The organism is Streptomyces sp. NPDC059828, from assembly GCF_042731955.1.
Taxonomy (GTDB): Bacteria; Actinomycetota; Actinomycetes; order Streptomycetales; family Streptomycetaceae; genus Streptomyces.
In genome coordinates this window covers 1-20692 of record NZ_JBHWIW010000029.1, presented here as the reverse complement: position 1 = coordinate 20692, position 20692 = coordinate 1, and the positions used below count along the sequence as shown (strand labels likewise).

The 20692-nt window shown below is 69.7% G+C and carries 19 protein-coding genes; 13 read left to right on the top strand and 6 right to left on the bottom strand.

Translation table 11 applies throughout. The features are described from left to right. Positions 1-175 precede the first annotated feature (175 nt). From ACFV6V_RS18735 to ACFV6V_RS18725, 3 genes are read left to right on the top strand one after another with little or no spacing between them, the layout of a single operon-like run. Complete coding sequence (locus ACFV6V_RS18735) at positions 176-1834, top strand: FAD-dependent oxidoreductase (RefSeq protein WP_385566108.1); 1659 nt, start codon at positions 176-178, stop codon at positions 1832-1834. Then, complete coding sequence (locus ACFV6V_RS18730; RefSeq protein ID WP_385566106.1) at positions 1831-3294, top strand: ATP-binding protein; 1464 nt, start codon at positions 1831-1833, stop codon at positions 3292-3294. Before ACFV6V_RS18735 ends, ACFV6V_RS18730 begins: the two co-directional genes overlap by 4 nt. Before the next feature lie 54 nt (positions 3295-3348). Then, positions 3349-3708 (top strand): hypothetical protein, encoded by a 360-nt coding sequence (locus tag ACFV6V_RS18725; RefSeq protein WP_385566104.1) that lies wholly within the window; start codon positions 3349-3351, stop codon positions 3706-3708. A gap of 13 nt (positions 3709-3721) precedes the next feature. Here ACFV6V_RS18725 and ACFV6V_RS18720 read toward each other — a convergent pair whose 3' ends face one another. Further along, on the bottom strand, positions 3722-4069 hold the full coding sequence (locus tag ACFV6V_RS18720) for a VOC family protein (protein ID WP_385566103.1): 348 nt from the start codon (positions 4067-4069) through the stop codon (positions 3722-3724). Between the two features lie 236 nt (positions 4070-4305). On the opposite strand from ACFV6V_RS18720, the gene recO reads away from it, so the two are divergent. From recO to ACFV6V_RS18695, 5 genes are all read left to right on the top strand, one after another. Next, a complete protein-coding gene (gene recO, locus ACFV6V_RS18715) occupies positions 4306-5136 on the top strand; it encodes a DNA repair protein RecO (RefSeq protein ID WP_385566100.1) in 831 nt (276 codons plus the stop codon). A 7-nt stretch (positions 5137-5143) separates the two neighbouring features. Continuing rightward, positions 5144-6004 carry an isoprenyl transferase gene (locus tag ACFV6V_RS18710; RefSeq protein ID WP_361279498.1) on the top strand — a complete coding sequence of 287 codons (861 nt, stop codon included), beginning with the start codon at positions 5144-5146 and terminating at the stop codon, positions 6002-6004. A gap of 75 nt (positions 6005-6079) precedes the next feature. Beyond that, positions 6080-6736 (top strand): response regulator transcription factor, encoded by a 657-nt coding sequence (locus ACFV6V_RS18705; RefSeq protein WP_385566229.1) that lies wholly within the window; start codon positions 6080-6082, stop codon positions 6734-6736. Further along, the gene (locus ACFV6V_RS18700; protein ID WP_385566098.1) at positions 6733-7872 is read left to right on the top strand and encodes a sensor histidine kinase; all 1140 of its coding nucleotides are present in this window, start codon (positions 6733-6735) and stop codon (positions 7870-7872) included. Before ACFV6V_RS18705 ends, ACFV6V_RS18700 begins: the two co-directional genes overlap by 4 nt. A gap of 130 nt (positions 7873-8002) precedes the next feature. Then, on the top strand, positions 8003-8857 hold the full coding sequence (locus ACFV6V_RS18695; protein WP_385566096.1) for a DUF3152 domain-containing protein: 855 nt from the start codon (positions 8003-8005) through the stop codon (positions 8855-8857). Between the two features lie 87 nt (positions 8858-8944). Here ACFV6V_RS18695 and ACFV6V_RS18690 read toward each other — a convergent pair whose 3' ends face one another. Genes ACFV6V_RS18690 through ACFV6V_RS18675 form a run of 4 tightly spaced genes read right to left on the bottom strand, consistent with a single transcriptional unit; the run spans position 8945 to position 12121 of the window. Further along, the gene (locus ACFV6V_RS18690; protein ID WP_385566094.1) at positions 8945-9376 is read right to left on the bottom strand and encodes a Fur family transcriptional regulator; all 432 of its coding nucleotides are present in this window, start codon (positions 9374-9376) and stop codon (positions 8945-8947) included. A gap of 56 nt (positions 9377-9432) precedes the next feature. Beyond that, complete coding sequence (locus tag ACFV6V_RS18685) at positions 9433-10329, bottom strand: metal ABC transporter permease (protein WP_385566092.1); 897 nt, start codon at positions 10327-10329, stop codon at positions 9433-9435. A 2-nt stretch (positions 10330-10331) separates the two neighbouring features. Continuing rightward, complete coding sequence (locus tag ACFV6V_RS18680; protein ID WP_385566089.1) at positions 10332-11117, bottom strand: metal ABC transporter ATP-binding protein; 786 nt, start codon at positions 11115-11117, stop codon at positions 10332-10334. Positions 11118-11161: 44 nt separating this feature from the next. Further along, the gene (locus ACFV6V_RS18675; protein ID WP_385566087.1) at positions 11162-12121 is read right to left on the bottom strand and encodes a metal ABC transporter substrate-binding protein; all 960 of its coding nucleotides are present in this window, start codon (positions 12119-12121) and stop codon (positions 11162-11164) included. Positions 12122-12310: 189 nt separating this feature from the next. Between ACFV6V_RS18675 and ACFV6V_RS18670 the strand changes: the two genes are divergently transcribed. The 3 genes from ACFV6V_RS18670 (at position 12311) to ACFV6V_RS18660 (ending at position 14446) form a co-directional block, all read left to right on the top strand. Then, on the top strand, positions 12311-13693 hold the full coding sequence (locus ACFV6V_RS18670; protein WP_385566084.1) for a glycine--tRNA ligase: 1383 nt from the start codon (positions 12311-12313) through the stop codon (positions 13691-13693). Positions 13694-13803: 110 nt separating this feature from the next. Continuing rightward, a complete protein-coding gene (locus tag ACFV6V_RS18665; protein ID WP_385566082.1) occupies positions 13804-14001 on the top strand; it encodes a hypothetical protein in 198 nt (65 codons plus the stop codon). Between the two features lie 259 nt (positions 14002-14260). Beyond that, entirely contained in the window at positions 14261-14446 is a 186-nt protein-coding gene (locus ACFV6V_RS18660; RefSeq protein ID WP_385566079.1) for a DUF6243 family protein, read from the top strand. Positions 14447-14606: 160 nt separating this feature from the next. Here ACFV6V_RS18660 and ACFV6V_RS18655 read toward each other — a convergent pair whose 3' ends face one another. Beyond that, positions 14607-16061 (bottom strand): MFS transporter, encoded by a 1455-nt coding sequence (locus ACFV6V_RS18655; RefSeq protein ID WP_385566077.1) that lies wholly within the window; start codon positions 16059-16061, stop codon positions 14607-14609. Positions 16062-16113: 52 nt separating this feature from the next. Here ACFV6V_RS18655 and dusB point away from each other — a divergent pair, with 52 nt between their 5' ends. Then, on the top strand, positions 16114-17250 hold the full coding sequence (gene dusB, locus ACFV6V_RS18650) for a tRNA dihydrouridine synthase DusB (protein ID WP_385566075.1): 1137 nt from the start codon (positions 16114-16116) through the stop codon (positions 17248-17250). Positions 17251-17653: 403 nt separating this feature from the next. Further along, positions 17654-20362 (top strand): pyruvate, phosphate dikinase, encoded by a 2709-nt coding sequence (gene ppdK, locus ACFV6V_RS18645; protein ID WP_385566073.1) that lies wholly within the window; start codon positions 17654-17656, stop codon positions 20360-20362. Positions 20363-20692: the final 330 nt, after the last annotated feature.

The following is a 20692-nucleotide window of genomic DNA, read 5'->3' as shown; positions in this document are numbered from 1 at the left end:
GGACCCGCCACGGAGTGCGCTCGCACCGGACACCGGCATCCCGTTCCCCGGCACCCGGTGCCACCGTGGCCCCCAGAGTGCGGCCCACCCGCGCGGCGCCCCCACCCCGCGGCCGGCCGCACGAGAACCCGCCCACCACGTGGCCGCGAGGCCCCGCCTCGCGCATCATGAAGAGATGGCTAAGGCGACGATCCTGACCGTCGACGACGACCCAGGTGTCTCCCGGGCCATCGCCCGCGACCTGCGGCGCCACTACGGCGACCGCTTCCGCGTGTTGCGCGCCACCTCCGGGGACGAGGCACTCGAAGCGCTGCGCGAGGTCAAGCTGCGGGGCGAGGCGGTGGCGGTGATGGTCGCGGACTACCGCATGCCGACCATGAACGGCGTCCAGTTCCTGGAGGCCGCGATGGACCTCTTCCCCCGGGCCCGGCGCGTCCTGCTGACCGCGTACGCGGACACGGGCGCGGCGATCGACGCGATCAACGTCGTGGACCTCGACCACTACCTGCTCAAACCGTGGAGTCCCCCCGAGGAGAACCTCTACCCGGTGCTCGACACGCTCGTGGACCTCTGGGACGCGGCGTCGGACCCGGAGGCACCGGAGACGCGGTTGGTGGGCCACCGCTGGTCGGCGCCCTCCTTCACGGTACGGGAGTTCCTCGCGCGCAACCTCGTCCCGTACCGCTGGATCCCCGCCGACGAACCGGAGGGCGTCCAACTGCTCCAGGCCGCGGGACTCACCGCATGCGAGGTGCCCCTGGTCGTCACGGCCGAAGGCAAGGCCCTGCACGCGCCGTCCGAGGCGGAGCTCGCCGCGCACGTGGGACTCCGCACCAGCCCTACGGCGGACTTCTACGACGTGGTCGTCATCGGCGCGGGACCGGCCGGTCTTGGCGCGGCGGTGTACGGAGCCTCCGAGGGGCTGCGTACGGTGCTGGTCGAGCGCAGCGCGACCGGCGGCCAGGCGGGGCAGAGCAGCAGGATCGAGAACTACCTGGGGTTCCCGGACGGGGTCTCGGGCGCGCAGCTCGCCGACCGGGCGCGGCGGCAGGCGACCCGATTCGGGGCGGAGATCCTCAGTGCCACCGAGGTGGTGGCGCTGGAGGCCGCGGGATCCGGCCGGGTGCTGCGGTTCGGGGACGGCACGTCGATCGGCGCGCACACCGTCGTGCTGGCCACGGGAGTCACGTACCGCCGCCTCGCGGGTTCGCAGCTCGACGGCTTCACCGGCGCCGGGGTGTTCTACGGTTCGGCCTCGTTCGAGGCGGCCAACTGCCGGGGCGACGACGTGTACATCGTCGGCGGCGCCAACTCCGCGGGCCAGGCGGCGGTCTATTTCTCGCGCTTCGCCGAGCACGTCCACGTACTGCTGCGGGGCCCGGATCTGACCCGCTCCATGTCGGCGTATCTGATCCAGCAGATCGAGGCGCTGCCCAACATCGAGATCCATCCGTGCACGGAGGTGTCCGCGGGCGGCGGGGACGGCCATCTGGAGCGGCTGACGCTGCGGGACAACCGCACCGGGGCCGTCACGGAGGTGGATGCGAGCTGGCTCTTCGTGTTCATCGGGGCCGAGCCGCAGACCCAGTGGCTGGAGGGCCTGGTGGCCAGGGACGAGCGCGGCTTCATCCTGACCGGCCCCGATCTGCCCGAGGCGGGTGGCCGCTCGCCCCGCTGGCCGCTGACGCGCGCCCCGTACCACCTGGAGACCAGCGTGCCGGGGGTGTTCGCGGCGGGGGACGTGCGTGCGGAGTCGGTGAAGCGGGTGGCTTCGGCGGTGGGTGAAGGAGCCATGGCCGTCACGCTCGTACACCGCTATCTGGAGGGCCAATGACAGCCGCAACCCCGGCACCCGGGGAATCACGCGAGGCACTCACCCCGGACGAACTGCGCACGCTGTTCCTCTTCGAGGCACTCGACGACGACCAGCTCGCCTGGCTGGCGGGGCGCGGACGCGTGGAGACGCGCCAGGCCCGCACCCACGTCTACTCCCAGGGCGAGGACGCGACCTGCTTCTTCGTGCTGCTGTCCGGTACGGTCGCGCTCAGCCGCCAGCTGCACGGCGACGACATCGAGTTGATGCGCAGCGACCAGAAGGGCGCGTACGCGGGAGCCACGCAGGCGTATCTCGGCGACCGTGTCGACCAGGCCTACCCCAACACGATGCGCGCCGTGACGGACGCGGAGTTCTTCGTGCTGCCGGCGGCGGAGTTCGCCACGGCCATACGGACCTGGTTCCCGATGGCCCTGCATCTGCTCGAAGGGCTGTTCTTCGGGCTCCGGGCCAGCGACATCATCGTGGGGGAGCGGGAGCGGCTCGTCGCCCTCGGCTCACTGACCGCAGGGCTGACCCACGAGCTCAACAACCCGGCCGCCGCGGCGGTCCGCGCCACGGACACACTGCGCGACCGGGTGGCCCACATGCGGCGCAAGCTGGCCCTCATCGCGGACGGCCGCGTGGACGGCAAACGCCTCCACGAGCTGGTGGAGGTGCAGGACGCGGCGGTCCGGTGTGCCCGGGACGCCCGCAAGCTGACGGCGATCGAGGCGGCGGACGCCGAGGACGAGCTCGGTGACTGGCTGGCGGACGCGGGCGTGGAGAACGCCTGGGACATCGCCCCCACGTTCGTCGCCGGAGGCATCGACGCCGACTGGCTCGCCGAGGCCACCGCGGAGCTTTCCGACGACAACCGCCGGGCGGCCGTGGGCTGGCTCAACTACACCGTCGACACGGAGCTGCTGATGGGCGAGATCGGCGACGCGGTGAGCCGCATCTCCGGCCTGGTCGACGCGGCGCGCCAGTACTCCCAGCTCGACCGCGCCGCCCAGCAGCGCGTGGACATCCACGAACTCCTGGACGCGACACTGGTGATGCTGAAGGCCAAGATCCCTGCCGGGGTGCGGGTGGTGAAGGAGTACCAGCCCGAACTGCCGCTCGTCCCCGCGTACGGGGCTGAGCTCAACCAGGTCTGGACGAACCTCATCGACAACGCCCTCGCCGCGATGGACGGCACCGGCACCCTCACCCTCGCCACCTGGTACGAGGCGGACCATGTGTACGTCGAGGTGCGGGACACGGGAGCCGGCATCGATCCCGAGATCAGGCCCCGCATCTTCGAACCGTTCTTCTCGACGAAACCGGTCGGCCAGGGCACGGGCCTCGGGCTCGACATCTCGTACCGGATCGTGGTCAACAAGCACGGTGGCGACATCCGCGTCGACTCCCGCCCCGGGGACACCCGGTTCCGGGTCTGCCTGCCGATGGTCCGGCCCTCGGCGGACGAGCCTCTCTGATATGACCGTCAGCACGTGATGATCTGCCGTGCGCAGACGGACACAGGGGGACACGTGGGCACGATGAATCACCACCACCGCGACCACCCTGCACCCGGCCGGGTCCTGGTCGTGGACCCGGCGCTGGGTGAACAGGCGCTGACGGAGCTGCACGGCTTCAGCGACCTCGGGCTGGTGCCGACGGTCAACCTCCGGCGGGTGGCGGACGCGGGGCTGCGGGCCCGTCGACGCGGAGGGCCCGGCTTCTCCTCGGTGCTCGCGGACAACCCCCACTGCACACTGTCCCCTCACGCCGCGGGCATGACGCGTTCCGCGATGCGCGCGGCGTCGCATCGCCTCCTGGAGCAGTTCGCGCACTTCGTCGAGGAGGCCGGTCTGGTGAGGGGCGGCGCGGCGCCCGGCGAGCTCCGGTAGGTCGGGAAGGACGTCAGCGGTGGCTGAGCACGTTGACCACCCGTCCGTTGGGGTCGCGGACGAAGAACCGGCGCACGCCCCACTCCTCGTCCTGCAGGGGATGGACGATCTCCGCACCGCCGTCCCGCACGGCCGCATAGGCCGCGTCCACGTCGTCGACCTCGACGCTCATGTCAGGGGTGACCGGGGCGGTTCTGTCGCCGGTCATGAAGCTGACCTGTGCCGCCGGACTGTCAGGGGAGGCGAGGGTCATGATCCAGCCGTGGTTCATGACCTCCTCGAAGCCCAGCAGGCCGTAGAACTCCCGGCTCTCCTGCGCGGCCTCCGACTGGATGATGGGCACGACACGGCGAACGGCCATCGACGACTCCAGGTGGGTACAGACGTGACTCCGGGACACTCCAGGAGTACCACCCCCATGCCCGCCGCCGCGCACACTTCCCCAGCGGACGGGCGGGGCGGAGGGCGAGCCGGACGAGCCGCGGCCCGGGGGCGGGGGTCCTCGAGGATCCCGCGGCCGTGATCGACCGCGCTCGACGTGCCCCCGGGGCACCCCGGGGGCACCCCCGTCCCGCCCCCGTGCGGAAGAATGGCCCCATGACCCTGTTCCGCGACGACGGCATCGTGCTGCGCACCCAGAAGCTGGGTGAAGCGGACCGCATCATCACGATCCTCACCCGCGGCCATGGCCGGGTACGGGCCGTCGCACGCGGGGTGCGCAGGACCAAGTCGAAGTTCGGGGCACGGCTCGAACCGTTCTCGCATGTGGACGTGCAGTTCTTCGCGCGCGGCAGCGAACTGATCGGCCGGGGGCTGCCGCTGTGTACGCAGAGCGAGACGATCGCCCCGTACGGTAGCGGGATCGTCACGGACTACGCCCGCTACACCGCGGGTACCGCCATGCTGGAGACGGCGGAACGGTTCACCGATCATGAGGGGGAGCCGGCGGTCCAGCAGTATCTGCTGCTCGTCGGGGGGCTGCGGACGCTCTCCCGGGGCGAGCACGCGCCGAATCTGATCCTCGACGCGTTCCTGCTGCGCTCCCTCGCCGTCAACGGCTACGCGCCCAGCTTCGACGACTGCGCCAAATGCGGACTGCACGGTCCCAACCGGTTCTTCTCGGTCGCTTCGGGTGGAGTGATATGCGGCGACTGCCGGGTGCCCGGCAGCGTCGTACCCTCGCCTGAGGCCGTCCGGCTGCTCAGCGCGCTGCTCACCGGTGACTGGGACACGGCGGACGCCTGTGAGGCCCGTCATGTCAGGGAGGCGAGCGGGCTGGTGTCCGCCTATCTGCACTGGCACCTGGAGCGGGGGCTGCGCTCCCTGCGGTACGTGGAAAAATTCGCCGCGAACGCCGAGACCGAGAGCGCCGAGCCCGCTGCGAGCGCTGCGAACGCTGCGAACGCTGCGAACGTCGAGAAGAAGTGAGTGTGACATGGCACGACGCGGAATCCTGGGACGCTCCCGCCGGGAGTACAAGGTCCCCGAGCCGCACCCCTCCGGTGCCCGCCCGCCGAAGATCCCGGCCGAGTTGGTGCCCGAGCACGTCGCCATCGTCATGGACGGCAACGGCCGCTGGGCCAAGGACCGCGGACTGCCCCGCACCGAGGGTCACAAGGTGGGCGAGGGCGTGGTCCTCGACGTGCTCAAGGGCTGCCTGGAGATGGGCGTCAAGAACCTCTCCCTCTACGCCTTCTCCACCGAGAACTGGAAGCGCTCCCCCGAGGAGGTGCGCTTCCTGATGAACTTCAACCGCGATGTGATCCGCCGCCGCCGCGACGAGATGGACGAGCTCGGCATCCGTATCCGCTGGGTCGGCCGGATGCCCAAGATGTGGAAGTCCGTGGTCCAGGAGCTCCAGATCGCCCAGGAGCAGACCACGGCCAACGACGCCATGACGCTCTACTTCTGCGTCAACTACGGCGGCCGTGCCGAGATCGCCGACGCCGCGAAGAGGATCGCCGAGGACGTCGCCGCGGGCCGGCTCGACCCGTCGAAGGTCAGCGAGAAGACCTTCCAGAAGTACCTGTACTACCCGGACATGCCGGACGTCGACCTGTTCCTGCGCCCGAGCGGTGAGCAGCGCACCTCCAACTACCTGATCTGGCAGAGCAGCTACGCCGAGATGGTGTTCCAGGACGTGCTGTGGCCCGACTTCGATCGCCGTGACCTGTGGCGGGCCTGCCTGGAGTACGCTTCGCGCGACCGGCGCTTCGGCGGTGCGATCCCGAACGAGGAGCTGCTCGCCCTGGAGAAGAAGCCGGGGGAGAACGCGTATCCGGCCGGGAACGCGTAACCGCCCCGCACCCTCTACCAGGGCGCCGGAGCCGCGACCGTGCGGGCCCGGTGGTCATGGAGTGGGGTGGGACGGATGCGGGTGCTCGTCGTCGAGGACGAGGAGATGCTGGCCGCGGCGATAGCCGACGGGCTGCGCCAGGAGGCGTTCGCCGTCGATGTCGTGCACGACGGCGAGGCCGCGCTGGAGCGGCTCGCGGTCAACGAGTACGACGTGATGGTCCTGGACCGGGACCTGCCCAAGGTGCACGGTGACGTGGTGTGCGGCCGGGTCGCCGCGTCCGGGGCGGGGGTGCGGATCCTGATGCTCACGGTGTCCACCACCGTTGCCGAACGGGTCGCCGGGCTCAGCCTCGGCGCCGACGACTACCTCGCCAAGCCCTTCGCCTTCGCCGAGCTCGTGGCACGTATCAGGGCGCTGGGCCGCCGTGCCCGCGCCGCGGCACCACCGGTCCTGGAGTGCGCCGGGCTGCGTCTCGACCCCCATCTGCGCGAGACCTACCGGGACGGGCGCTACATCGCCCTGTCCCGCAAGGAGTTCGCCGTGCTGGAGGAGCTGCTGCGGGCCCAGGGCGCCCCGGTGTCGGCGGAGATGCTGCTGGAGCGGGTGTGGGACGAGAACATCGACCCGTTCACCACCATCGTCCGCGTCACCATCAGGAGCCTGCGCCGCAAGCTGGGCGATCCCGGGGTGGTGGAGACGGTGACCGGCGTGGGGTACCGGGTCCGATGAGCGAGGAGCAGCACCCGCATCAGCCGCCGCTGCTCTCGCCGCAACGCGGGAGCATGCGGCTGCGCCTGACGGCCGTCTTCGGTCTGCTGTTCTTCATCGCGGCGGCGGCCGTGCTCATCGGTGCGGTCATCCTCGTGCAGAACAGCATGCGTTACAGCCTGAGTCTGGTGCTGCCGGGCGCTTTCGGCAGCGATCCCCTCGTGGACCGGACGACCAGGCAGATCATCGTCGACACGATGCGCACCAATCTGCTGACCAAGGGCGGGGTGACCGTCCTCGTCGTGGGCGTGGCCGCCACCACGCTCGGCTGGGTCGTCGCGGGCCGTCTGCTGCGGCCCCTCGAGCGGATCACCTCCACCGCGGAACGCATCGCGAGCCGGACCCTGCACCGGCGTATCGGCCTCGACAGCGCGTCGGGCGAGGTCAAGCGCCTCGCGGACTCCTTCGACAGCATGCTGGACCGCCTCGACGCGGCCTTCGCGGGGCAGGAACGTTTCATCGCCAACGCCGCCCACGAGCTGAAGACCCCGCTGGTGATCAACCGCACCCTGGTGGAGGTGGCCATGAGCCGCCGCGACGCCCCACCCGAGATCCAGCACCTCGGTGAGAACCTCCTCGCTGTCAACGCCCGCCATGAACGGCTCATCGACGCCCTGCTCACCCTCGCCCGCGCCGATGACGCGCTCACCGAGCGGGTCGGAACAGACCTGGCGGAGATCGCCGCCGTCGTCATCGAGCACACGGAGGGCGAGGCGGAACGCGGGGGCGTGACCGTCGAGTCGTACCTCGGTGCCGCGTCCACCACCGGCGACCCGATCCTGCTGGAGCAGCTGGTACGCAACCTCGTGGAGAACGCCGTCCGGCACAACGTACCCAGCGGAAACGTGACTGTGGAGACCCGCAAGGACGCGTCCGGGGCGCAGATCGTGATCGGCAACACCGGCGCCCAGATCTCCCCGCACGAGATCCCCGTGCTCTTCGAGCCGTTCCGCAGGCTCACCGACCGGGTGGGGTCGGCCAGGGGCAGCGGGCTGGGCCTTTCGATCGTACGAGCCGTGGCGCAGGCCCACGACGGCGACGTGATGGCCGCGCCGCGCAAGGGCGGCGGGCTGGTCGTGCACGTCACCCTGCCGTAGGCGTGAGCGAGGACCGCGACCTCGCGTGTGTCCGTGTGAGTTCCGTGTGAGCGCAGGCGCTCACCGTCAGTTCACGTAGCGGCATGTGTAGTTCCGGTAAGGACATCGTCCCTGCAAGGAGCTCCACATCATGCCGAGCAGGCAGCACCGCAAACAGAGCCGCAGAAAGCCCCGCACGGGCCGCCGACGCACTCCCCTCTACGCTGTGGCACTCCTCGCCGTCGTGGGTGCCGGGTACGTCCTCGGCACCGGAGGGGACAGCGGAACGGGGGCAGGGGGGAAGCCGACCCCCGTGCCGGGTCTCGACGGCGGCGGGTCGACGAGCGGGCTCGACCTTCCCGAGTCCCAGGAGTTGAGACCCGGAGCATCGCCGTCCGCCGCCGAGGCAGCGGCCGAAGCCGCGGGCCAGCCGCACATCCCGGAGCGCGGTGACGGCGAGTTCGAGACGGTGCCGGTGAAGGGCAGCGGCCGCATCGTCGGAACCGGCGCCCCGCTGCGCTATTCCGTGGCGGTGGAGGGCGGACTGGGCCAGGCTCCGGACGGCTTCGCCCGCGAGGTCGAGGGCATACTCGCCGACAAGCGCGGCTGGACCACCGGCGGCAAGGCCTTCCAGCGGGTCGACCGGCCCCCGTACGACTTCGTGGTGCGGCTGGCATCACCCGCCACCACGGACGAGGTCTGCGCGAAGTACGGGCTCGACACGGGCGGTCAGGTCAATTGCAGCGGCGGCACCGATGTCATGGTCAACCTCCGGCGCTGGGTGCTGCTCGCCCCCGCCTACCAGGGCCGGGCAGCGATGTACCACGCGCTGATCGTCAACCACGAGGTCGGCCACCGGCTCGGCTACGGGCACCGCGGCTGCCCCGGGCCCGGGCGCCCGGCGCCCGCGATGATGCAGCAGATCAAGGGGCTCAACGGATGTGTGATCAACGCATGGCCGTATGACTCGGACGGCCGCGCGATCGAAGGCCCGAAGCGCGACTAGCGGTCTTCCGCCGCTCCTCCACGGGTCCGGGTGGTGTAGGGCCGGACGCCGAGCCCACCCCGACCAGGCGCCTGCTTCCGCGAGCTCCTACGGGCAGCCGTTCGCTGCCTCGGACTTGGCGCAGGCCGCGCACGTGCCGAAGATCTCCACCGTGTGCGCCACGTTGACGTAACCGTGCTGCGCGGCGATCGTCTCCGCCCACTGCTCGACGGCCGGACCCTCGACCTCCACCGCCTTGCCGCACACCCGGCACACGAGATGGTGGTGGTGCTCACCGGAGGCGCAGCGCCGGTAGACCGCCTCGCCCTCGGTGGTGCGCAGCACATCCACCTCACCGGCCTCGGCAAGGGACTGCAACGTCCGGTAGACCGTGGTCAGCCCCACCGAATCACCGCGGTGCCTGAGCATGTCGTGCAGCTCCTGCGCGCTGCGGAACTCGTCCACCTCGTCGAGTGCCGCCGCCACCGCGGCCCGCTGCCGGGTCGACCGGCCGCGTACGGGGGGTCCAGCCGTCACCACAGGTGCCTCCTTCGATCCGCCCGCTCCTCGGACGGGCCATTCTGCCAGGCCCGGTATCAGACCCTGACGTCATCGGCCGGGCGGCGACTGATCTCAGCCGCCGTCTCGCACCGGTCTCCGGCCGCCGCGATGACGGTTTTCGCCCGCCGTCGCGCCAGCGGCGTCGCCAGCGCGGTGAGCAGCACGAAGACCGCGATGGCCAGCAACACGATCGTCGCACCCGGCGGCACGTCCTGGTAGTACGTCGTGACCGTACCCGTCAGCGTCACGACGATGCCGATCGCCACGGACACCACGAAGGTCAGTTTGAACGACCGGGTGATCTGCTGTGCCGCGGCCACCGGCACCACCATGAGTGCGCTCACCAGCAGCAGACCGACCACGCGCATCGCGACCGTCACGGTGACCGCCGCCGTCACCGCGACCAGCAGGTTGAGCGCCCGCACCGGAAGCCCGGTGACCCGGGCGAACTCCTCGTCCTGGCTGATCGCGAAGAGCTGCCGCCGCAGCCCCACCGTCACCAGCAGCACAAAGGCCGCGAGCAGGCAGATCGCCGTGAGGTCCTCGTCGGAGACCGTGGACAGCGAGCCGAAGAGATACGAGGTGAGGTTGGCGTTCGAGCCGGTGTCGCTGAGGTTCATCAGCATCACCCCGCCCGCCATACCGCCGTAGAACAGCATCGCGAGCGCGATGTCGCCGCGGGTGCGCCCGTACGCCCGGATCAGCTCCATCGCGACCGAGCCGACGACGGCGACGAGGGTCGCCATCCACACCGGGTTGGTGGACAGCAGGAAGCCGAGGCCGACACCGGTCAGCGCGACATGGCCGATGCCGTCGCCCATCAGCGCCTGGCGGCGCTGCACCAGGTGGATGCCGACCGCCGGGGCGATCACACCGACCAGCACGGCGGCGAGCAGCGCCCGCTGCATAAAGGGGTCCTGGAGGAATTCCATGGTCAGGTCAGCAGTCCCGTGCGGAGCGGCTCATCGGCCGCGTGCGGATGTACGTGGTCATGCCCGGGCAGCGCGTGCTGGCCGACGGCCTCGGGCGGCGGACCGTCATGGACCACGCAGCCGTCGCGTAGCACCACGGCCCGGTCGATCAGCGGCTCCAGCGGTCCCAGCTCATGCAGCACCAGCAGCACGGTCGTCCCGGCCGCGACCTGCTCGCGCAGCGTCCCGGCCAGGATCTCCTGGCTGGCCAGGTCCACGCCGGCCATCGGCTCGTCCATGATCAGCAGTTCGGGGTCGGCGGCGAGCGCACGGGCGATCAGTACCCGCTGGTGCTGGCCCCCGGACAGGGCGCCCACCGCGTCCTTGGCCCGGTCGGCCAGCCCGACCAGCTCGATCGCCCGCTGGACCGCGGCGCGGTCGGCCTTGGACGGCCACCCCAGCTTCGTACGCGACAGCCGGCCGGAGGACACCACCTCGCGGACGGTCGCGGGGACACCGCTGGTCGCGGTGGTGCGCTGGGGTACGTAACCGACCCGCTTCCAGTCGCGGAAGCGCCGCAGCTCCGTACCGAAGAGGGAGACCGAGCCGTCGGTGAGCGGCACCTGCCCGATCACGGACCGGACGGCCGTCGACTTGCCCGAGCCGTTGGCGCCGAGCAGCGCGACGACCTCGCCCCGGCGCACGGTGAGGTCGACCCCGCGCAGTACGGGGCGGGAGCCGAGGGTGGCCCGGGCGCCGCGGACGGATATGACGGGCTCCTGAAGCCCCTGGGGCTCCTGCGTCTCCATGGCCTGTGTCTCCGATGCTGTCGTCTTTTCTGCCACGGTGTCCGTCACTGGGCGCCGAGTGCCTTGCGCAGCGCGGCCAGGTTGGACTCCATGACGCCGATGTAGTCATCGCCCTTGGAGCGGTCCGTGATCCCCTCCAGGGGGTCCAGCACGTCCGTCTTCAGCCCGGTGTCACCGGCCAGGGTCCTGGCGGTCCGGTCGCTGGCCAGGGTCTCGAAGAACACCGTGGTCACCTTGTCCTGCTTCGCCACGCTCTGGAGCTCCCTGATACGTGCGGGGCTCGGCTCCGACTCGGGGTCGAGCCCCGCGATGCCCTGCTGCTCGAGCCCGTAGCGCTCGGCGAGATAGCCGAAGGCGGCGTGGGTGGTGATGAAGGTCCGGGTGCCGGTGTGCTTCAGCCCGTCTGTGAAGCGGGTGTTGAGGGTGTTGAGCTTGGCGACCAGCGCGTCGGTGTTCTTGGTGTACTCGGCGGAGTGGGCGGGGTCGGCCTTCTCCAGGGACTTGCCGACACCGCGGGCGATCTCCGCGTACTTCACCGGGTCGAGCCAGACATGCGGGTCCTGGCCGCCACCGTGTTCGTCGTCGCCGTGTGCGTGGTCGTGATCACCGCCGACCGCGGTGCCGTGCGCCTCCAGCTCGGTCAGGGTGCCCGCGTCGACGGTGTGCTCGACGCCGGCCTGTGCGATGGCGTCGTCCACGGCCGGCTGGACGCCCTTGAGATAGAGGACGTAGTCGGCTTGGCGGAGCGCGGACGCCTGCCTGGGCTTCAGCTCCAGGTCATGCGGCTCGACGCCGGGCTTGGTGAGGGTGGTGACCGCCACGTGTTCCCCACCGATCTGCTCGGCGAGATACTGCATGGGATAGAAGGACGCCACCACATCCAGCTTGCCGCCGCCGTGCCTGCCCGCGGCGCCGGAGGCCCCCGCGCAGGCGGACAGGGTGACGAGCGACAGTGCGGTCGCTCCCGCGACGGCACCGGTGGATATGAGGCGGCGTACGTTCATGACAGTCATTTTCAACAAGAGTGGAAACGATTGTCAACAAGATGAAGGAGTCGCTCAGCTCCTGCACCGATTTGATCGGAGGGGTGAGGCCGCCGGTAATCTGAAGCACTCGCCACTCATCACCCCGGCCGGGCGCCTCGCGCCGCCCCAGCCAGTCGTCCTACCCGTCGTCGTAATGAAGAGAGCACCGTGGCCGCCGACAAGATCGACACGATCGTCAACCTGAGCAAGCGCCGTGGCTTTGTCTACCCGTGCAGCGAGATCTACGGCGGACAGCGTGCCGCCTGGGACTACGGACCGCTGGGCACCGAGCTCAAGGAGAACATCAAGCGCCAGTGGTGGCGCTACATGGTCACCTCGCGTGAGGACGTCGTCGGTATCGACTCGTCGGTGATCCTGGCCACCGAGGTCTGGGAGGCCTCCGGCCACGTCGCCACCTTCTCCGACCCGCTCACCGAGTGCACCTCCTGCCACAAGCGCTACCGCGCCGACCACCTGGAAGAGGCCTACGAGGAGAAGCACGGCCACGCCCCGGCGAACGGCCTGGCCGACATCAACTGCCCCAACTGCGGTAACAAGGGCCAGTTCACCGAGCCCAAGCAGTTCTCGGGTCTGCTCTCCACCCACCTCGGCCCCACCCAGGACTCGGGCTCCATCGCCTACCTGCGGCCCGAGACCGCCCAGGGCATCTTCACCAACTTCGCCCAGGTCCAGCAGAGCGCGCGCCGCAAGCCGCCGTTCGGCATCGCGCAGGTCGGCAAGTCCTTCCGCAACGAGATCACGCCGGGCAACTTCATCTTCCGCACCCGCGAGTTCGAGCAGATGGAGATGGAGTTCTTCGTCAAGCCGGGCGAGGACGAGCAGTGGCAGGAGTACTGGATGGAGCAGCGCTGGAACTGGTACACCGGCCTGGGTCTCCGTGAGGAGAACATGCGCTGGTACGAGCACCCCAAGGAGAAGCTCTCCCACTACTCCAAGCGCACCGCCGACATCGAGTACCGCTTCCAGTTCGGCGGCAGTGAGTGGGGCGAGCTCGAAGGCGTCGCCAACCGCACCGACTACGACCTCACGGCCCACTCCAAGGCCTCCGGCACCGACCTGTCGTACTACGACCAGGAGGCGCAGGAGCGCTGGATGCCGTACGTCATCGAGCCCGCCGCCGGTGTCGGCCGCACGATGCTGGCGTTCCTCCTCGACGGCTACAACGAGGACGAGGCCCCCAACGCCAAGGGCGTCATGGAGAAGCGCACCGTGCTGCGCCTCGACCACCGCCTCGCCCCGGTGAAGGTCGCGGTGCTGCCGCTGTCCCGCAACCCGCAGCTCTCCCCGAAGGCGAAGGGCCTCGCGGCCGACCTGCGCCAGCACTGGAACATCGAGTTCGACGACGCGGGCGCGATCGGCCGCCGCTACCGGCGCCAGGACGAGATCGGTACCCCGTTCTGCGTGACCGTCGACTTCGACACCCTCGACGACAACGCGGTGACGGTGCGCGAGCGCGACTCGATGAAGCAGGAGCGAGTGTCCCTGGACCAGATCCAGGGGTACCTGGCGACGCGCCTCATCGGTGCCTGACGCCGAGCGTGCTGCTTAGGACAAAGGCCGACCGGGCTGGTGCCCGGTCGGCCTTTGTCGTGCACACTGGGCGCGCACGCGTCACCGGGAGCGCCACCGGGAGGGGACCGATGCCGTCCATGACCAGCAGCAGGGTCAGCCGATGGGACCAGCACGGCCGCGAACACGTCGTGCACGTCAGGAAGTCGGGCATCCAGCGCACCCTGACCTGCGAGACGTGCGGCTGGCGCAAGAACGCGCAGTTCCTGCCGTGGCTGAAGGCGGAGGAGCACCTCACAGAGGCGCACCAGGCGACGGTCGCCCCATGAACCCCTGAATCCCTGTACCCCTGAATCCCCGTACCCCTGAAAACCAGGTGCCCGGGGCGTGGGGTGCGGGTACGGTCGCGGTATGTGTTCTTTCCACCAGATCTACGAGTGAGAGTGCAGCGGGTGGGTCTGCCGGTGTGCCGCACCCCCATGAGGGCGCCCCGGCCTGCATCGTCGGGCTTGCCCGACATCGTCGACTGAGAGCGACATCCCCACCCGCCCCGCGACGAACCCCTTCTCACCAGGACAGGAGAATCCGGTGGCCAAGAGCCGCAACAACCTTCTCGGCGTGGGCGGACAGCGAAAGAAGCTGTCCCGTGCCGACCAGCACGGCAACGGCCCGGCCCGCGCGGCCGGGCAGAAGTCGGCCGACGAACAGAAGCAGGAGCTGCTGCGCAAGATGCGTGAGCGCACACAGGGCAAGCAGGAAGACCAGCAGAGCTGACGCCCGGCACAAGGTGGGCCCGGACCGCATGCTGCGGTCCGGGCCCACCGGCTTTGCGCGTCGCCCCCGTCCGATCGTGAACGTGAACAGCCGCTGCACGAAGCACAGTGACCCGCCTGACAGCGGGCCAGGCTCGGGGAGAACGAGGCACCCGGGATGCCTATGACCCGCTCCGTGCCGCCACCCGCGCCCCTGTGCGCTCGAGTCGCTCCGCCGTCCGCCGGGCCGTCTCCCGTGCCCACCGTCCGCTCGTCGCCGCGCCCACCACGAGGACCGACAGACCGCAGGCCATGATGATCCACCAGGCCGGGCGGCTTGCCTCCAGGAAGGTCGAGGCGGGGGCTGCGGCATTGGTGCCGGCTGCCAGGACGGAGCCGATGACGGCGACGCCGAGGGTCGCGCCGGTCTGGCGACTGGTGGAGGCGATGGCAGCGGCCACGCCCGCCTGGGCGCGGGGCATTCCGGAGACCGCGGTGTTGGTGATGGGGGCGTTCACCATGCCGAAGCCGAGGCCGAACAGCACGTAGCCGGTGAAGAGCAGCAGTGTGCTCGATTCCGCGTCGAAGGCGGCGAACAGCAGGGCGCTCGCCGCCATCGTGGTTCCGGCGACGATCAGGGGCAGGCGTGGGCCGCGGGCGCCGACCAGGCGGCCGGAGAGCGGGGCGCACAGGAAGGTGAGCCCGGCCATGGGAAGCATGTACAGCCCTGCGTGGAGCGGGGACAGGCCGCGCAGGCCCTGGAGGTAGAGGGTGTTGAGGAACAGGAAGCCGCTCAGCGCGGCGAAGGCGCTGATCGCGATCACGGTCGCGCCGCTGAACGGTGCCGAGCGGAAGAAGCGCAGGTCGATGAGGGGCTCGTCGCGGCGGGGCTCGTAGAGCAACAGCGTGGCGAGGGAGGCGACCGCGACCCCGGCCAGGGGGAGGACGGCTGCTCCCTTGCTGGGGGCCTCGATGATCGCGTACGTGACGGAGCCGAGCAGGGCGATGACGAGGAGTTGACCGACCGGGTCGGGCCTGCGCGGCTTGGGGGCGCGGGACTCGGGGACGTAGCGCCAGGTGAGCAGGAGGGCGGCGAGGCCGACCGGGATGTTGAGCCAGAAGATCGAGCGCCAGCCGACCGTTTCGACCAGCAGGCCGCCGATGACCGGACCCGCGGCCATCGAGATGCCGACCACACCGCCCCAGGCGCCGATGGCGCGGGCGCGTTCGCGTGGGTCGGTGAAGGTGTTGGTGATGATCGACATCGCGACCGGGTTGAGCATCGAGCCGCCCACCGCCTGCACCATGCGGAAGACGACGAGCAGGGGGAGGTCCGGTGCGAGGGAGCACAGGGCGGAGCCCAGCGTGAAGAGCACGAGACCCGTCAGGAAGACCTTGCGGCGGCCGATCCGGTCGGCGGTGGAACCCGCGAGAACCAGCAGGGACGCCAGGACGAGGGTGTAGGCGTCGATGATCCACTGGAGGTCGGCCACGCTCGCGCCCAGGTCCTGGCGGATCGAGGGCAGAGCGACGTTGAGGACGGTGGCGTCCAGACTGACGATCAGCAGGCTCATGCAGCAGATCGCCAGGATCAGCAGCCGCCGCCGGGGACCCGGGGCCGATGTTGACGCGGGCATGAGTGCATAGTACGCCTAACTAATGAACCTGGCGGTGCGCGACAATAGGCGAATGGCCACGCATCCCACCCTCTCGATTGGGCCGCACCCCGTGCAGCCCCCGGTCGTGCTCGCCCCCATGGCGGGCATCACCAACGCACCCTTCCGCACCCTCTGCCGCGAGTTCAGTGGCGGCAAGGGACTGTTCGTGAGCGAGATGATCACGACGCGGGCGCTGGTCGAGCGCAACGAGAAGACGATGCAGCTCATCCACTTCGACAAGACCGAGACCCCGCGCTCGATCCAGCTCTACGGAGTGGACCCGGTCACCGTCGGCAAGGCCGTGCGCATGATCGTGGACGAGGATCTGGCCGACCATATCGACCTGAACTTCGGCTGCCCGGTCCCCAAGGTGACCCGCAAGGGCGGCGGCTCGGCGCTCCCGTACAAGCGGAACCTGCTGCGGGCGATCCTCAACGAGGCGGTCGGCAACGCCGGCGACCTGCCGGTGACCATGAAGATGCGCAAGGGCATCGACGACGACCACATCACCTATCTCGACGCGGGCCGGATCGCCGTGGACGAGGGCGTCACGGCCATCGCCCTGCACGGGCGCACGGCGGCGCAGCACTACGGCGGCACCGCCGACTGGGAGGCCATCGCCCGGCTCAAGGAGCATGTCCCGGAGCTCCCCGTGCTCGGCAACGGAGACATCTGGTCGGCCGACGACGCCCTGCGGATGATGCGCGAGACCGGCTGTGACGGCGTGGTCGTGGGGCGCGGCTGCCTCGGCAGGCCCTGGCTCTTCGGGGATCTGGTGGCGGCCTTCGAGGGGACCGGGCAGTACGCGCGGCCGTCGCTGCGTGAGGTCGCGGAGGTCATGGTGCGCCATGCCCAGTTGCTGGGGGAGTGGATCGGTGACGAGTCCCGTGGCGTCATCGACTTCCGAAAGCATGTGGCCTGGTACCTCAAGGGGTTCGCCGTGGGTTCGGAGATGCGCAAGAAGCTCGCGGTGACCTCGTCCCTGGACGAGCTGCGCGCTCAGCTGAGCACGCTGGACCTGAATCAGCCGTGGCCGGTCGGCGCGGACGGCCCGCGCGGCCGGACATCCGGGAACAATCGGGTCGTACTACCCGACGGCTGGCTGAAGGACCCGTACGACTGTGCAGGTGTGAGTGAGGATGCGGAGCTGGACACGTCGGGCGGCTGAGCTGGCCGGACCGTCCCAACCGGCGTCCGGATGCCGGAAACAGGCCATGCGTGGCGGCGTGATCCTCGCCACCTTTGATCGGGATGGCGCTCAGATGAGCGCCTGGATGATGGCTGCACCTTTAGAAGGGTGGCACTGAGTGCCACCCTTTCTGTGTTCAAGAGTTGAACTCATCTGGCCTCTTGAGCGCTCATGTGAGCGGACAATTTCCGCTTTCAGTCAAGCACTCTTCGAGGCGTGAAAGAGTCATGGGCGTCCCGTTAACACGTCAGTAACCTGCGATCTGCTGGCGGACGGGTGGTTAAGCCCCGATGACGGAGAAGTGCACGTACCCAAACACCTTCGATCTGGGTATGTTCCTCGCCGTCAGGGCAGCCACCGAGTCCTCGAGGAGTCGAGACCCGTGTCGGAAAACAAAGATCAGAAGTTCGTCTACGACTTCACCGAGGGCAACAGGGACCTCAAGGACCTCCTCGGTGGCAAGGGTGCGAACCTCGCCGAGATGACCAACCTCGGGCTGCCCGTCCCTCCGGGCTTCACCATCACCACCGAGGCGTGCAAGGTCTACCTCGAAAGCGGCGAGGAGCCCGCGGCGCTGCGTGACGAGGTGAGTGCGCACCTCGAGGCCCTTGAGCAGAAGATGGGCAAGAAGCTCGGCCAGGCCGACGACCCGCTGCTCGTGTCCGTACGCTCCGGCGCCAAGTTCTCGATGCCCGGAATGATGGACACCGTCCTCAACATCGGGCTCTCCGACGCGTCCGCCGAGGGCCTGGCCAAGCAGGCGGGCGACGAGCGCTTCGCCTGGGACTCGTACCGCCGGCTCATCCAGATGTTCGGCAAGACCGTGCTCGGCGTCGACGGTGAGCTCTTCGAGGACGTCCTCGATGAGACCAAGGCCGCCAAGAAGGTCGCCGTCGACACCGATCTCGACGCCGCCGACCTCAAGAAGCTGGTCAAGCAGTTCAAGAAGATCGTCAAGGCCGAGACCGGCCGTGACTTCCCGCAGGACCCGCGTGAGCAGATGGATCTCGCCATCAACGCGGTCTTCAACTCCTGGAACACCGACCGCGCCAAGCTCTACCGCCGCCAGGAGCGCATCCCGGGCGACCTGGGCACCGCGGTCAACGTCTGTTCCATGGTGTTCGGCAACCTCGGCCCCGACTCCGGCACCGGCGTCGCCTTCACCCGCGACCCCGCGTCGGGTCACCAGGGCGTCTACGGCGACTACCTCCAGAACGCCCAGGGCGAGGACGTCGTCGCCGGTATCCGCAACACCGTGCCGCTCGCCGATCTGGAGTCGATCGACAAGAAGTCGTACGACCAGCTCATGCAGATCATGGAGACGCTCGAAACGCACTACAAGGACCTGTGCGACATCGAGTTCACCATCGAGCGCGGGCAGCTCTGGATGCTCCAGACCCGCGTGGGCAAGCGCACCGCAGGTGCCGCCTTCCGTATCGCCACCCAGCTCGTGGACCAGGGCCTCATCGACGAGGCCGAGGCGCTCCAGCGGGTCAACGGCGCCCAGCTCGCCCAGCTGATGTTCCCCCGCTTCGACGAGTCCGCCAAGGTCGAGAAGCTCGGCCGGGGCATCGCCGCCTCCCCGGGCGCCGCCGTCGGCAAGGCCGTCTTCGACTCCTACACGGCCGTCAAGTGGTCCCGCTCCGGCGAGAAGGTCATCCTGATCCGCCGTGAGACCAACCCCGACGACCTGGACGGCATGATCGCCGCCGAGGGCATCCTGACCTCCCGCGGTGGCAAGACCTCGCACGCGGCCGTGGTCGCCCGCGGCATGGGCAAGACCTGCGTCTGCGGCGCCGAAGAGCTCGAGGTCGACACCAAGCGCCGCCGGATGACCGTCAACGGCACGGTCGTCGAAGAGGGCGACGTGGTCTCCATCGACGGCTCCACCGGCAAGGTGTACCTCGGTGAGGTGCCGGTGGTGCCCTCCCCGGTCGTCGAGTACTTCGAGGGCCGGATGCACGCGGGCGCCGACGACGCCGACGAGCTGGTCCAGGCCGTGCACCGGATCATGGCTTACGCGGACCGGGTACGCCGGCTGCGCGTACGGGCCAACGCCGACAACGCCGAGGACGCCCTGCGCGCCCGCCGCTTCGGTGCCCAGGGCATCGGCCTGTGCCGCACCGAGCACATGTTCCTCGGCGAGCGCCGCGAGATGGTCGAGAAGCTGATCCTCGCCGACACCGACGACGAGCGCGAGGACGCGCTGAAGAACCTGCTGCCGCTGCAGAAGAAGGACTTCATCGAGCTCTTCGAGGCGATGGACGGTCTGCCGGTGACCGTGCGGCTGCTCGACCCGCCGCTGCACGAGTTCCTGCCGGACATCACCGAGCTGTCGGTGCGCGTCGCCCTCGCCGAGTCCCGCAAGGACCACAACGAGAACGACCTGCGCCTGCTCCAGGCCGTGCACCGCCTGCACGAGCAGAACCCGATGCTGGGTCTGCGCGGTGTCCGTCTGGGCCTGGTCATCCCCGGCCTGTTCACCATGCAGGTGCGGGCGATCGCCGAGGCCGCGGCCGAGCGCAAGAACGCCAAGGGCGACCCGCGCGCCGAGATCATGATCCCGCTCGTCGGCACCGTGCAGGAGCTGGAGATCGTCCGCGAGGAGGCCGAGCAGGTCATCGCCGAGGTCGAGGCCGCCACCGGCGTCGCCCTCAAGCTGGCCCTCGGCACGATGATCGAGCTGCCGCGTGCCGCGCTGACCGCCGGTCAGATCGCCGAGGCCGCGGAGTTCTTCTCCTTCGGCACGAACGACCTCACCCAGACCGTGTGGGGCTTCAGCCGGGACGACGTGGAGGCCAGCTTCTTCACGGCCTACCTGGAGAAGGGCATCTTCGGCGTCAGCCCGTTCGAGACCATCGACAAGGACGGTGTCGGCGCGCTCGTCCGTGACGCCGTCGCGGCCGGCCGGGCCACCCGCCCCGACCTCAAGCTCGGCGTGTGCGGCGAGCACGGTGGCGACCCCGAGTCGGTGCACTTCTTCCACGAGGTGGGTCTGGACTACGTCTCCTGCTCGCCGTTCCGCATCCCCGTGGCGCGCCTGGAGGCGGGCCGCGCGGCGGCGCAGTCCTCGGGGAGCGACAGCCGCTGACCGGCGCTTGAGAATCCGGGGCCGTCGGTGGCTCGACCCTCAACCCTCACCGACCCAGCGGCGGCCGCGGCACCCAGGAGACGGGCGGGAGAGGCACCTTGTGCGGAGGTGCCGCTCCCGCCCGTCGCCTTTTCCCGCCGTCCCAGGGCCCGGGGGTCTTGCGCGGCCATCAGCGGCCCAACTTGGCTTATTCTGACCCGACTTGGCTCAACACCGCTCCCACCGATGTGGCGTACGCCACTGTTGAACGGTGAGCCAGTAGTGGACATTAACGGGAGTTTGATTCCCGCCATTCATTGAGCAAAGAACGGGCGGGGCGCGGCCGGCGGA